This window comes from Anaerococcus faecalis (assembly GCF_013371425.1).
GTDB classification, from domain to species: Bacteria; Bacillota; Clostridia; order Tissierellales; family Peptoniphilaceae; genus Anaerococcus; species Anaerococcus porci.
This window is the reverse complement of record NZ_JABVBA010000012.1, coordinates 15,494-30,002: the sequence shown is the minus strand read 5'-3', so window position 1 is coordinate 30,002 and position 14,509 is coordinate 15,494. Positions and strand designations below refer to the sequence as shown.

The following is a 14,509-nucleotide window of genomic DNA, read 5'->3' as shown; positions in this document are numbered from 1 at the left end:
ATGAATAATTTAGAAGAAATTTGCATGCAATTAATAACTTTTGCTGGTTCTGCTAAGTCTTCTTATGTTGAAGCTATGACTCAAGCAAGATACGGTGAACTCGATAGGGCAAGAGATCTAATATCAAAAGGAAAAGACGCTTATTCTAAATGTCATGAAATTCATCAACAAATGTTTACTGAAAATTTTAATTTAGATGAATCGATGAAAACTATATTATTGGCTCATGCTGAAGATCAAATGATGGCAAGCGAAACCATATGTATTTTAGCCGAAGAAATTATAAAATCATATGAAAGGATTATTAATTTAGAAAATAAAGGAGAAAGCTAATGAAAAAACAAAGTTTTATGGATAAAATCGAAGAAAAAATGATGCCCATAGCGGCAAAGATAAGTGCTAATGCACATTTACAATCAATAAGAGATGGTTTTGCTCTAGCAATGCCACTTTTAATTATAGGGTCAATATTCATGTTAATATCTAATTTCCCTATACAATCATGGATTGATTTACTTAATAGTGCAGAAATTAATGGTAATACTATTTCATCATATTTTTCTGCTGCTACTAGTGCTTCATTTACAATAATGTCAATATTTGTAGTTATAGGAATTGGCCATGCTTATGCGACAAGACTTGGCGTAAATCCTCTATTTGGTGGGGTTGTATCGCTAGTTGGCTGGTTTATTTTAATGCCATTCAAATTTGATTTCACTCCTGAAGGAAGCGAAGATGTTTTCACTGTTAGTGGATTATCATTAGATTGGCTAGGCTCAAAAGGTGTATTTATCGGTATAATTTCAGCTTTCTTAGCTGTAAGAATATATAAAATCATAGTTGATAAAGGTTTAGTTATCAAAATGCCTGCAGGTGTACCTCCTACAGTAGGTCAATCATTTGCGTCTTTATTCCCTACAGCATTTGTAATGACTACTTTTGTATTAATCAGATTTATATTCTCATTAACACAATGGGAGAATGCATTTACATTTGTATATAGTGTCCTACAACTTCCACTACAGCATATAGGTGGATCACTTCCAGCTATGATTTTAGTATATCTGTTTGCTCATGCTTTATGGTTTTTAGGAATCCACGGAACAAATATTACAGACTCTATGTTTCTTCCAGTTTTATATGCTCTATCAGCAGAAAACTTAGCAAAAGTAACAGCAGGACAAATGCCTGAAAATATAATTAACGTACAATTCCAAAACCTATTTGCTACATTTGGCGGTGCAGGTTCCACATTATCTCTGTTAATAGTAGCTGTATTAATTTCTAAATCAAAGAGATTAAAACAATTATCAAGACTTTCAATACTTCCAGCAGTATTTGGAATTAATGAACCAGTAATTTACGGACTTCCAATAGTACTTAACCCACTATTATTCATTCCTTTCTTGCTAGTTCCTACTGTTAATATCATTATTACTTATATAACAATGAGTATTGGTTTAGTACCTATTACTAACGGAATAATCATGCCTTGGACAACACCTCCAATTATATCTGGATTCTTATCAAGTAACTGGCAAGGAGCAGTTTTGCAAATATTATTAATTGCAATTGGATGCTTAATTTACTATCCATTTATAGCAGCAGTTGATAAAAACAACCTAATTCAAGAAGAAAGTCTAGAAAGCGAAGAAGTAAAATGAGAAATTTAGGAATATCAATATATCCCGAACATTCTACAAAAGAAAATGATTTAGCATATATGAAGATGGCAGCAAAATACGGTTTTACAAGAATATTTACTTGCTTACTGTCAGTTGAAGAAAGTAAAGAAGAAACTATATCTAATTTTTCAAATTTTATAAGTCAAGCTCATAATCTTGGTTACACTGTATCTGTAGACACAAATGGGCATGTATTTGAGTTTTTAGGAGCAAAAGCAGATAATCTTTCTGTATTTTCACAAATGGGTGTAGACATTATTAGATTAGACTGGCCTCTTTCAGACTCGGAAAATATACTAATGACAAATAACCCATATGGTATCGCTGTTGAATTTAATGCATCTTCTGATATATCTTTAGATTTGCTTATAAAAAAGGGGGCTAATAGAAATGCCATGTCTACATGTCATAACTTCTATCCTCAAGAATATACAGGCTTATCTAAGAAAAGGTTTGATTATTTTACAGATAAATATTATCAAATGGGTTTGCCAGTACATTCTTTCATCTCTAGCAATAATGAGAATACTTTTGGTCCTTGGCCAGTTTTCAAGGGGTTATGCACACTAGAAGAGCATAGGTACAAAGCAATTGACTACCAATTAAGACATTTAATAGCTGATAGAAGAATAAATGATATTATTATTGGAAATGCATTTGCTTCAGAAGATGAACTTAAAGTATTAAGTCAAATAGATTTATCTATACCTAGCTTAAAAATCAATTTAAATAATGATATAATGGATATTGAAGAAAATATACTATTTGATTTTGTTCATGCTGATAGAATCGATTCATCTGAATATTTTATTAGAAGTAGCTCTACAAGAATTTTCGCAAAGGATAGTGACATACCCGCAAAGAATGTAGATAAAGAATTCTTTGAAAGGGGTGATGTGCTTATTGTTAATAACAATTTAGCTCATTATAAAGGAGAAATCCAAATTGTTAAAAAACAAATTAAAAATACAGGAGAAAGAAATTTATTAGGTTATTTAGATGAGAATGAACAATTAATATTAAATATGCTATGTGAACAAAATCCATTTAGAATTATTAAAGGAGAATAATATGAGTGAACAATTAAATATAGTTCTATGTTGTTCAGCAGGAATGAGTACAAGCTTAGTTGTAGAAAAAATGCAACAATCAGCTTATGAAAAAGGAATCGATGTTAATATAAAAGCTGTTCCAGTCTCAAGTGTAGAAGAAATTCATGAAGATGAAAGTATAGATGTTTTACTATTAGGACCACAAGTTAGATTTAAACTTAATGAGCTTAAACAAACTTATGAAAATAAAAAAACAGTGGTAAGTGTAATTGACATGATGGATTACGGAATGGTAAACGGAGCTAAAATATTAGATGACGCTTTAAAATTATTAGACTAATATGAAAATAGCCATTTAATCGGATGATTAAATGGCTATTTTCAATTAATTATACATAGACTATAATCTCAAAACAATGGCTAATACTAAACACTACTCACACAACCAATCCCTACGAGTAATATTTTTAACAATTTTTTAGTTAATTTATTTATTGTTGCATATAGTCTATCGACAACATTAGATAATGAATTAAAAAGCTCATTCTTAAATCCTATAGACCTTATTTGCTTCCAAATTTATTCTATGAGATTCATTTATGGGTTGTAAGGTGGAATATGGATTATTTCTATATTTTCTGGGATTTTTAATTTCCTTGATTTGTGCCATGTTGCTCTATCACATACTATTAGTATTTTATCTTATTTATACTCTTTGGATAACTTTTCTAAGAATACGTTCATACAAAAGGTAGTACTAAAAAGGAAATTTATTCTGTTTTTGGATCTGCTGCTCCATAGGTATATCTATATTCTCTAATAAGATGCCATGGTACAGATGGTCTTATTTTGTCATTACACCAACAGTATTTAGGCTCATTTATACGACCAAATTCTGCTTCATCTTGAAACATTATTATTGCTTTTCTATTTACGTTAATGTTTCCTATCTCTTATGCCTTAGATTTAATTTTTTGAGGATTCTGTTGCCTCTTCATTTGCCTTTTTGGGATGTATTTTTCTAAAGCCATGTTTTTTAGGGCATAATATATCTTACTTCCTACAATAAATGACCAACAGTTCTATATATGCTTTTTCAATTTCCTTAGATGTTATTATTTGCACTCTTTGTGCTATTTTTCAAATTGTTTTAAAAATTCTTTCTCTCTTCAAAACTCATATTCCTCTATTTACAGTTCTCTTCTTATTCATAAGTCCTGAAATCAAAGAAATCTTATATTTTTTATCCAATTTGGTATGGATTTAGTTGAAACATCTAATTTTTCTATTTCTTTTTTATTATTAGTGTTTTCATATTTTATTTTACAATATTTTGAATATCTAGTCATTAGGATAAGATAAGGTTAATTATATATTGTAAAATGGAATCAAAACAAAACAATTAATTTAACGTTAAAAAAAGATTGACCGAATAAAAAATTTATGCTATAGTATAATTAAATAAAACAGAAAGGGGTCAGTGGTTTGAAAGAAGTTCATATACTAAACTCATTAGAAGAAATAAATATAGTAAGTGATCCAACAAGGCTTAAAATAATAATGACATTAGGAACTACGCCAAAAACAGCCCAAGATTTATCAGATGTTTTAGGAGTTAGTAGGTCTAAAATTCACTACCACCTTAAGATACTTGAACAAAATGGGATAATAGAAGTTGTTGATACAGAATTAATAAATGGCATAACACAAAAATATTTCTTGCCAGTAGCCAAAGCTTTTATACCAAATAGCGAAATATTTAATAAAAACTTAGAAGAAAAACTCTTTACTTTCAAAATTCCTAGTAAGAATTATGATTCATTTGAAAAAGAACTAAATGGATTAATAAAAAAATATAGCGAATCTGACGATGATAATGAAAGCTATCAAGTACAAATATATAAATTATCTTAAAACCAGTAAGTTAATCCTTGCTGGTAAAAAAATATACAACAGTCAAATAAAACAAAACGTTAAATAAAAGGAGTATGTTTAAAATGATTAAAAATAAAGATTTCTATGTTCTACTCTTAGGACGATTAATAACAAATTTTGGTGATAGTCTATATGCTATAGCCTCTACTCTCTTGGTTTATCAGATGAGTGGGTCTACTGTCTATTCTGGTATAACCCTATTTCTAACTTCGTCAACAGCTATTGTTCAATTACTTCTAAGTCCAATCTTAGATAAGATTAATATGAAGAAGTTTTTGATTCTTTCCCAACTTATACAAGCTATCTTAATATTAATTATTCCAGCCTTGTATTATTTGGAAAGACTTACTTTCTATCATATTATGATAATAATGCCAATAATTTCTTTGATTAACCAACTTGTTTATCCTGGTCAGATATCATTATTGCCAAAAATCTTATCAAAAGATGAGCTAGTGACAGGTAATTCTTTAATGACTATGGCATACCAAGGTTCAAATGCGATTTTTGATACACTTGCAGGATTTGTAATATCAGCCTTTGGATTTATGATGGTTTTTTATGTTGATAGTGTTACTTTTTTATTAACTGGGATTTTATTTTGTTTCTTGTCCAAAAAACTTAGTCAATATAATAAAAGTGAAAAAACTAGCAAAGAAAATGTAATTAAAAATCATTTTGATAGCCTTAAAGAGGGGCTTAGCTTATTTAAGGATTCTAGAATCTTTGCTTTAGTTTTTGGAGTTGTATTTATCAACTTTTCAGCAACATCGATAAGTGCAGTCTTGCCTGCATTTGCAAAGGATGAAATATTTTATAGTCTAATGCTTGCGACAATGGGTGCTGGAGTTTTGATTGGATCCTTATTTGCAGGTTTTCCTAAACTAAAAGATATATCTTTAGGCAAACTTTATATTTATGGAATAATAATTGTAGCTGCATCTTGGATGGGAGTATCCTTCTATCATTTTAATATAAAAATTGCAGTAGGATTATATGGTCTAGGATGGTTTGTTGTAGGAATTGTAAATGTATATGCTCAAACAATGGTACAGATTATAGTACCAGCAGAAAGAATTGGTTCTGCAATGGCAGCTATGGTTGGTATTTCTACCTTTATGGCACCACTAGGAGCATTATTGGGTGGATATTTAGGGGAATATCTATCAAGTTCAAAAGCCATTTTTATAGCAAGTGTAATCATACTTTTGGTAGCAATTTATTGGACAATAAATAAAAACATAAGGAAATTACCAGCTATTAATAACTTTAATGAGGCGTTTAATTATGATTAATGATAAAGTTGTAATTTCATTTACGAATGTAGACAAAAGTCATGCTAAGTTTTTATATAATTTATATAATGAAGCAATTGTAATAGTAATGCTGTAAATAAGGAAAGCAAAATTGAGATTGATTCAATTCTAAAAACGATAGAATATTTTAGTAGTACTGAAAATTATTTACTTATCATTTCAATAAATGATGTAAATATTGGGATTGGAATAATATATTATGTTGATTATGAAAAAAATATCTGCTAATTAGGAATATTATTATATCCCCATTAAATCAAGGATTAGGATCTATTAGATTAGAGAAATTGATAAAAATGGTAAAACATTTATTAGATATTTTGTTAATAAAAGAGATATAGATAGAAATAATAAGATATATACCCCTTGCTGGATAAAGCATTAAAGGGGTATATATCGTATCAGGATTTAGGTCGATATACAAAATTATTTATAGACCGTTCCTTTTTATATTTACTTATTCATATCAATATCATCTTTTATAAAAGTACCATTTCTTACTTCTTCGTAAGCCTTATCTAACTCTTCTTGAGTATTCATTACAATTGGGCCTGGTGTCCATGCTATAGGCTCATCTATTCTTTTTGAAATAAAGGCTAGGACTGCAATTTCTTTATCTGTCTTATTTTCTATAAGAATTTTCTCACCCTTTCTTTCAACTAATCCTGCATGGAATTTCTCTACTGTCTTATCTCCAACTGTAAAATTTCCAATTAGGGCAAAAAGTGTTATAGAATCATCATCTTCAAGGTCAAGTTCAAAGGGAGAATTTGGATTAATGTGGATATCGTAGTAGTTTACAGGCTGATGTTTTGAAATAAATCCTTGATGGTCTTTATAATTTCCTGCAAGAAGTCTAAGGTAACCATTATCAAATTTTATCTCTTCTATTTTATCTTTTGAAATAGCAAAATACTCAGGAACTGTGAATTTATCATCACTTTTTAAGTTAAGCCATAATTGAACACCATAAAGTTTTTCTACAGGAGGCATCATTTCTTCGTGAAATATTCCACTTCCTGCCGTCATCCATTGAACCTCACCATCATTTACAGCATCTTCATTTCCCAAAGAGTCTTTGTGGACCATAGTACCCTTATATACATAGGAAATTGTCTCAATCCCTCTATGTGGATGCAATGGGAAACCTGCTTCATATTGTTTTGGATCAGTTGAATCAAAGGCATCTAAAAGTAAAAGTGGGTCTGTATCAAGCATTGTTTCTCTACTTAGGACGTGATAAAGGTGGACACCTGCTCCATCAATGCCCTTTTCAGGTTTTACTATATCTATTATCTTTCTCATAAAATTCCTTTCTTTTTTTAAAACTATTCAATCTAACTTATTTAACTTATTCCCTAAATTTAAATTAATAAACAAATTTAGTTTTTAAATAATATATTTATCATTTCTTTTACATTCATTTAATAAGGCTCTTAAAGTACTTAGGTATGATTACATCAAATGTAAAAAAAATAAGAGGAGATATAAATGAAAAAAACATTATTATTGGCACTATCAGCAAGTTTTATCTTAAGCCTACCTTCAAATGCTAAGGCAGATGAAGCTGTAAATCTAGATGAAGATATAAAAATAGAAGAAAGTATTGAAGAGGTAAGTTTAACAGAAGCTAAAGAGATTTCGACTTATGCTGGACAAACTGATACAAAGACTGAAGTTTCAACAGATATAAATGTTCATGAGTCAGAAAATTCCGAAGTAAATGAAGAATCTGACGTTGTTATAAATGAGGTAGACACAGAGCAAGATTATGTTGAACTTTATAACAATGCAGATGAGAGAAAAGATATTTCTGGTTGGTATATAAAAGATGATAAAGAAGATAGGGAAATTGAAAGAATAAAGGAAGGAACCTTTATAGAAAGTAAAAATTTCCACACCCTTGAAAATGGCAAGGACTTTTCTTTTGGTCTTGGTAAAAACGACCAAGTTGTTTTATACGACAAGGATGGAAATATAAGAGATAAGTTCTCATGGGATTCACATCCATTTGGCTCTTACGGAAGATATCCTGATGGAGTGGGAGAATTTGTAGATGGAGAAGTTTCTAAAAATGCTCCAAATAATAAAGAAGACGATACAGAAATAAAAGAAGCTGATTCATCAATAAAGATTAATGAAATTGAATCAAGTGACCCAAATGATGGCCCTGACTATGTTGAAATTTACAATGATTCTGATGAAGATAAGGACATTTCAGGATACTTTATCCTAGATGATAATCTAACAAGAGAGCATGAAGTACTTCCTGATGGGTCTGTTATAAAAGCTAAGGGATTTTTTGTTTTTGAAAATGGTATACATTTCTCCTTTGGACTTGGAAAAAATGACCAAGTTAACCTATTTAACAAAGACAAAGAACTTATAGATTCTTTTGCTTGGGATGGACATGCTGAAGGTGTTCTTGCAAGAGGTGAAGATGGCAAGGGAGACTTTGTTGATAGTGAAGCTTCTAAGGGATATTCTAATAATATTGATGAAGAAAAGATGAAAGATGAAAAACCTGTTGTAATTAATGAGGTTGAATCATCAGCAGAAGGTGGCGGAAAAGATTATGCAGAAATCTATAATATTTCTGATAATCCAGTAGACATTTCAGGATGGTACATTCTAGACAATGACCCAGACCACGAAAAAAGCCCACTAAAAGAAGGAACAATAATTGAACCTTTAGGATTTTTCGTATTTGAAGAAGGGGTAGACTTTGACTTTGGCCTTGGTTCAAATGATGAAGTAAACCTATATGATAAAGATGGAAATCTAGTTGATAAGTTCGCATGGACAAGTCATGCACCAGGAACTTATGGAAGACTTAAAGACGGATTTGGACAATTTACAGATACAAATCCAAGTAAGGGAAGAAAAAACACAGCTTTTACTCCAAAAACTATAGATATTGAAACAGCAAACTTTCCTGGAAATGGTGATATTAAAATCCTTGACAATGAGACTGTATTTGACCTAACAGACTTATCAGGAATTGATCAAGATGGCGAGTGGATTTATGGAGTAAATAATAAAGAAAGGCGCTTCTTAATCTTTAAACTTGAAAATGGAGAAATAAAACTTGCTCCAGGCTTTACCAACAAGGGTAAGAGTGTAGCTTTCATAAAAGATAAGGACAATCCAGAAGCTGAAGGTCCAGATTCTGAAGGAATAACAGTAGATAAGGATGGATTTATCTATCTTGCAGTTGAAAGAGACAATGGAGATAAGAACGTAAATAAAAATATGATTTTACAAGTTCAAAATCCATTTGATAAAAAAGATAAGTTTGTTGCAGATAAGGAATGGGATATTACAAATATCCTACCAGATGTTGAGGCGAACCTTGGAATTGAAACAATTGAGTGGGTTGGATTTGACCACATCAACAAGAGACTATTTGACCAATCTTTAAATAAAACATTTGATAAAAATGACTATAAAAACGCCTACCAAGATGGAGTATTTTTCGTAGGACTTGAGGCAAATGGAAATATCTATGCCCTAATTCTTCAAGATGATGGAAGCGCTAAAGTTATAAATGAGCTTTCAACTAACCTTGGTGGAGTTATGGGACTTGACTATGATAGAGAAAATGACATACTTTGGGCTCTAGCAGATGACGGATTTGACAACATCCACACAGCTATCCAATTTGATGGAACAGATAAGCCAAAAGTTATAAATGTATCTGCTCCAAGTGAGATGAATAAAAGACTTAACAACGAAGGTTTTGTAATTCTTCCATCAAGTGAAAAAGACACAAGAGATGTTCTATACTTTATGGATGGAACAAACAAAGAAGCTATAAGACTAGCTTCTTTAAACAAGGCTTATATGAGTGACTTAGGACTTGAAAAAATAGATATAGCAGACGAAAAAGAAGAAAATCCAATATATGAAAACTCTAGTGAAGAGCCAAAAGATGATAAGAATAAAACAGAAGAATCTAAAGATGAAAAAAGTAAAATAGACCCTGATTCAGATTCTAAAAAAGACGATAAAAAAGAATCAGATTCAAAAAACAAAAAAGAAGAAAAAGAATCTCCAACAGCTTCAAGAAAACAAAGTGCTAAAAAGATTAAAAAATCTTCTTCAACAAGTGATAACAAAGCACCAAAAACAGGAGTTACTTCTTTATCAAGTATCATTCTTACAGGACTTGGCTCAATATTAGGACTTGGACTATTAAAAAAGAGAAAATAATAAAAATCTTCCTTATTTGGGTAAAAAATAATGATAAAGTATTCGAACAAGTTTTAAAAGACTATGGTCTTGAAGACTTAAACAAAGAAGACTTAGAAATTTTTTATAATAATTCCATTGATTCAAAAGGTGGAATCCAAGGTATAGTTTTACAAAACTATATAATGATTAGACAACTTGATAGACTAAGTAAAAATATAGAAAAACTTTTAGAAAAATAAAGATATGGCTCTTTTAAGATAATCTCTTAAAAGAGCCAATTTTTATACCAAAATTAACTTGATATCCATCTCCTTTAGGTAATCTTGCCATTCATCGCTTAGATTTTTATCACTTATTATAGTATCAATTTCAGATAAGTCTGCAAAGTGGGTTGATTTTACTGCTCCAAACTTTGATGAATCAGCTAAAAGTATTACTTCTAGAGAGTTTCTTATTATTATTTTTTTGCTGTTTAATTCATAGGAATTCTCACAAGTAATTCCTAAATCTTTGTGAACTCCTGCTGCTGATAGGAATAACTTAGATGCCCTAATATTTTTCATCATTTCTATACTTTGGTTTGATTCCATCATACCTGAATCCCTATGTAAGTTTCCACCTCCTATAATCAAGTCGATATTTTTCTTAAATAAGAGATTGATAAGGTTATTTGATGAGAAAACTAGGGCAGTACATTTTATATCATCCATGGCTTGGCTTAGCTTTTCTGTTGTTGTACCCGTATCTATGATTATTATATCATCTTCTTTTATCATAGAAGCAGCTTTTTGTCCGATAAGAAATTTTTCCCTGTCCTTAATTAATAAATGGGAGTCAAGGCTGTACTTGTCTTCATTTATAGGATTATCAATTTTTGAATTGTAAACAATGGCTCCATGGAAAGTTTCTACTATATTTTGCTCTTCTAATATTCTAATATCACGTCTTATAGTCATATCAGAGACATCAAGCTTTGTAGCAAGTTCCTTTACTGAGGCTCCATTATTTTCTTTAATTATCGAAATTATCTTATTTCTTCTATCTTCTTTTTTACTCATAATTAAACCCTTTCGCTTACATTTATTGTATCATAATTTATATAAATATGTTGGAAATCTTCGAAACAAGCAAAAAATATAAGGTAAAATAACAACATTTTATAAAAATACAACAAAATAATGTTGACAAATTACCAAATCATGTTAAAATATAAGTAGATAAAAAACTACACGTGTATTTTGAAAAATATTTGCAAGATTTAAAGGAGTAAATATGGATAATAAAGAAATATTAAAGCACATTGATCATACCTTACTTAAAGCATATTCAACATGGGATTCTATCAAGTTGCTTTGTGATGAAGCAGTAGAATATGAAACAGCATCAGTATGTGTTCCTCAAACATATATAAAAAGAATCAAGGAAAACTACCCTAGCCTAAATATCTGCACAGTTATAGGATTTCCTCTAGGATATAATTCGACAAAATCTAAAATTGTTGAAACTAGAGAGGCAATTATTGATGGTGCCAATGAGATTGATATGGTAGTTAATATCTCAGATGTTAAAAATGGAAACTATAAGAAAGTAGAAGATGAAATTAGGGAGATTAAAAAGGCCTGCGGTGATAAGGTTCTCAAGGTTATTATAGAAACATGTTATCTTAGTAAGAATGAAAAAATTGCCATGTGTGAGGCTGTAACAAATGCTGGTGCTGATTATATTAAGACAAGTACTGGTTTTGGGACAGATGGAGCAAGAATGGAAGATATTCTTCTATTTAAAGAACATATTGGAGAAAATGTGAAAATAAAAGCAGCAGGTGGAGTAAAAACTAAAGATGACCTTATAGCTTTCATAGAAGCAGGGTGTGAAAGAATAGGAACATCTTCAGCTGTAAAAATGTTAACAAATAAACATTAATTAGGAAGTAGATGGAAAATATGGTAGATAAAAGGATATTTTTAATAGTATTGGATTCATTTGGAATAGGTGAGATGCCTGATAGTAAAAATTATGGGGATGAGGGTTCAAATACCCTCAAAGCTATCTGTCAAAGTCCAAAATTCAAGACGCCAAATCTTAAAAAATTAGGTCTTTTTAATATAGATGGGATTGATTTTATAGAAAAGATGGAAAATCCTATAGGATCTTTTGCTAAAATGAAAGAGGCTTCAAATGGAAAAGATACAACTATAGGTCACTGGGAGATGGCAGGAATTATATCAGAAGCTCCATTTCCAACTTTTCCAAATGGTTTCCCAAAAGATTTCTTATATGAATTTTCAAAAAGAACTGGAAGAAAGATTCTTTGTAATAAACCTTACTCTGGTACAAAGGTTATAGAAGATTATGGTAAAGAACATCTAGAAACAGGAGCACTTATAGTTTATACATCGGCTGACTCAGTATTTCAAATAGCAGCTCATGAAGATGTAGTTCCTTTAGAAAAGCTATATGAATATTGCAAGATTGCAAGAGAAATGCTTATTGGAGATATGGCAGTAGGAAGAGTTATAGCAAGACCTTTTGTAGGAGAGCTTGGCTCATTTGAAAGAACTAGAAACAGACACGACTTTTCTCTAAAGCCACAAGGCACTACAATTATGGATGAACTTTTGAAAAATGGCTATGATTCAATCGGTGTAGGAAAGATTTATGATATTTTTGCAGGAGAATCCATAAAAGAACACTATCCTATGAAAGATAATAACGAAGGAATGGATATAACAATAAAGCTTATGGATAAGAAATTTAAAGGCTTATGCTTTGTTAATTTAGTTGATTTTGATATGATTTATGGTCATAGAAATGATGTTGACGGCTATGCCAATGCCATGACAGAGTTTGACCAAAAGCTTGGAGTTATGCTTAAAAAGTTAAGGGATAATGATATAGTAATAATTACAGCAGATCATGGATGTGATCCTTCAACTCCATCTACAGATCACTCTAGAGAATATGTTCCAATGCTTGCCTATGGGAAAAGCATAAGAAAAGGAATGAATTTAGGCATAAGAAAAACATTTGCAGATATATCACAGACAATAGCAGATATATTTGAAATAAAGGCAAATACGGAAGGAAAAAGCTTTTATAAGGAAATAAAAGATAGGTGATATTATGAAATTAATATTAAATATAATAGGAATCCTAGTAGTTTTAGGAATAATGTGGCTTATATCTATTAATAGAAAGGCAGTAAACTTTAAAACTATAGGACTTGCAATAGTAGTTCAATTTTTTCTGGCAGGACTTTTGATAAAACTTCCTGCAGGAAGAGCGGCAATAGCGGCTGTATCAAAGGCAGTCGAAAGGGTTCTTTCATATGGTTCTGAGGGTATAGGTTTTGTGTTTGGCTCGTTGGGAAATCCAACAGCTCCAACTGGTATGATTTTTGCTTTTCAAACCCTAACAAACATTATTTTTATATCAGCCCTAGTTGCAGTTTTATACTACACAGGAGTTTTAGGCTTTGTAGTTTCAAAGATAGGTTGGCTTATAGGAAAAATATTTAAAACAAGTGAAGTGGAATCATTTGTAGCGGTAGCGAATATGTTTTTAGGTCAAACAGATTCACCAATTTTGGTTGCTAAATACCTAAAGATGATGACGGATTCAGAAGTTATGCTTGTTCTAGTATCAGGAATGGGTTCTATGTCAGTATCAATTATAGCGGGATACACTGCTCTTGGGATTCCAATGGAGTCCTTACTTATAGCATCAACTCTTGTTCCAGTAGGCTCAATTATAATATCCAAAATTATATGTCCACAAACCGAAGAAGTTAAAGAATTAGGCGAGATTAAGATGGATAATAAGGGTAATAATGAGAATGTATTAGATGCCCTTTCAGCAGGAGCTATGGACGGTATGAATATGGCGATGGCTATAGGTGCATCACTTATAGCAATCATATCTATAGTTGCCCTTTTAAATGGTATACTTGGAATATTTGGCATATCATTTGAATTGGTTTTATCATATCTTTTTGCACCAATAGGATATTTAATGGGACTAGAAGGGAGTGAAATATTCAAAGCAGGAGAACTTTTAGGCTCTAAACTTATACTTAATGAATTTGTAGCTTTTGGTAAACTTGCTCCAGAGCTTGCATCAATGAGTCCTAGAACAGGACTTATGCTTGCAATATCTCTTGCAGGATTTGCTAATGTATCATCAATAGGAATTTGTATATCAGGTATATCGGTACTTTGTCCGGAAAAAAGACCAACCCTTGCCAAACTTGCAGTTAAGGCGATGATTGGAGGATTTTGTGTAAGCTTACTATCAGCAATGATAGTTGGAATATGGATGCTATTTTAGG

At 30.9% G+C, this 14,509-nt stretch carries 13 protein-coding genes; 10 read left to right on the top strand and 3 right to left on the bottom strand.

Annotated elements, in window-relative coordinates; genetic code table 11:
• From HV819_RS10050 to HV819_RS10035, 4 genes are read left to right on the top strand one after another with little or no spacing between them, the layout of a single operon-like run.
• Positions 1 to 333: a PTS lactose/cellobiose transporter subunit IIA gene (locus HV819_RS10050; protein ID WP_176270120.1), complete on the top strand. Its 333-nt coding sequence runs from the start codon at positions 1 to 3 to the stop codon at positions 331 to 333.
• Entirely contained in the window at positions 333 to 1,664 is a 1,332-nt protein-coding gene (locus HV819_RS10045; protein ID WP_176270119.1) for a PTS sugar transporter subunit IIC, read from the top strand. The genes HV819_RS10050 and HV819_RS10045 overlap by 1 nt, the downstream gene beginning before the upstream one ends.
• Positions 1,661 to 2,755, top strand: a complete 1,095-nt coding sequence (locus HV819_RS10040; protein ID WP_176270118.1) for a DUF871 domain-containing protein — start codon at positions 1,661 to 1,663, stop codon at positions 2,753 to 2,755. The genes HV819_RS10045 and HV819_RS10040 overlap by 4 nt, the downstream gene beginning before the upstream one ends.
• 1 nt (position 2,756) lies before the next feature.
• Entirely contained in the window at positions 2,757 to 3,077 is a 321-nt protein-coding gene (locus tag HV819_RS10035) for a PTS sugar transporter subunit IIB (protein WP_154540600.1), read from the top strand.
• Between the two features lie 430 nt (positions 3,078 to 3,507).
• Here the strand turns inward: HV819_RS10035 and HV819_RS10030 are convergent, their stop codons facing one another.
• A complete protein-coding gene (locus HV819_RS10030) occupies positions 3,508 to 3,651 on the bottom strand; it encodes a hypothetical protein (protein WP_154540602.1) in 144 nt (47 codons plus the stop codon).
• A 571-nt stretch (positions 3,652 to 4,222) separates the two neighbouring features.
• Here HV819_RS10030 and HV819_RS10025 point away from each other — a divergent pair.
• The gene (locus HV819_RS10025; RefSeq protein ID WP_154540604.1) at positions 4,223 to 4,651 is read left to right on the top strand and encodes an ArsR/SmtB family transcription factor; all 429 of its coding nucleotides are present in this window, start codon (positions 4,223 to 4,225) and stop codon (positions 4,649 to 4,651) included.
• A gap of 74 nt (positions 4,652 to 4,725) precedes the next feature.
• Positions 4,726 to 5,967 (top strand): MFS transporter, encoded by a 1,242-nt coding sequence (locus tag HV819_RS10020; protein ID WP_154540606.1) that lies wholly within the window; start codon positions 4,726 to 4,728, stop codon positions 5,965 to 5,967.
• A gap of 474 nt (positions 5,968 to 6,441) precedes the next feature.
• On the opposite strand, the gene HV819_RS10015 is transcribed toward HV819_RS10020, so the two are convergent.
• On the bottom strand, positions 6,442 to 7,293 hold the full coding sequence (locus tag HV819_RS10015; RefSeq protein WP_176270117.1) for a pirin family protein: 852 nt from the start codon (positions 7,291 to 7,293) through the stop codon (positions 6,442 to 6,444).
• Positions 7,294 to 7,479: 186 nt separating this feature from the next.
• Between HV819_RS10015 and HV819_RS10010 the strand changes: the two genes are divergently transcribed.
• The gene (locus HV819_RS10010) at positions 7,480 to 10,200 is read left to right on the top strand and encodes a lamin tail domain-containing protein (RefSeq protein WP_176270116.1); all 2,721 of its coding nucleotides are present in this window, start codon (positions 7,480 to 7,482) and stop codon (positions 10,198 to 10,200) included.
• Between the two features lie 263 nt (positions 10,201 to 10,463).
• Here the strand turns inward: HV819_RS10010 and HV819_RS10005 are convergent, their stop codons facing one another.
• Entirely contained in the window at positions 10,464 to 11,240 is a 777-nt protein-coding gene (locus HV819_RS10005; protein WP_154540612.1) for a DeoR/GlpR family DNA-binding transcription regulator, read from the bottom strand.
• 214 nt (positions 11,241 to 11,454) lie between these two features.
• Here HV819_RS10005 and deoC point away from each other — a divergent pair, with 214 nt between their 5' ends.
• From deoC to HV819_RS09990, 3 genes are read left to right on the top strand one after another with little or no spacing between them, the layout of a single operon-like run.
• Entirely contained in the window at positions 11,455 to 12,105 is a 651-nt protein-coding gene (gene deoC, locus HV819_RS10000) for a deoxyribose-phosphate aldolase (protein ID WP_176270115.1), read from the top strand.
• 11 nt (positions 12,106 to 12,116) lie between these two features.
• A complete protein-coding gene (locus tag HV819_RS09995; protein ID WP_216629243.1) occupies positions 12,117 to 13,301 on the top strand; it encodes a phosphopentomutase in 1,185 nt (394 codons plus the stop codon).
• 4 nt (positions 13,302 to 13,305) lie between these two features.
• Positions 13,306 to 14,508, top strand: coding sequence for a NupC/NupG family nucleoside CNT transporter (locus HV819_RS09990; protein ID WP_176270114.1), 1,203 nt, complete (start codon positions 13,306 to 13,308; stop codon positions 14,506 to 14,508).
• Position 14,509: the final 1 nt, after the last annotated feature.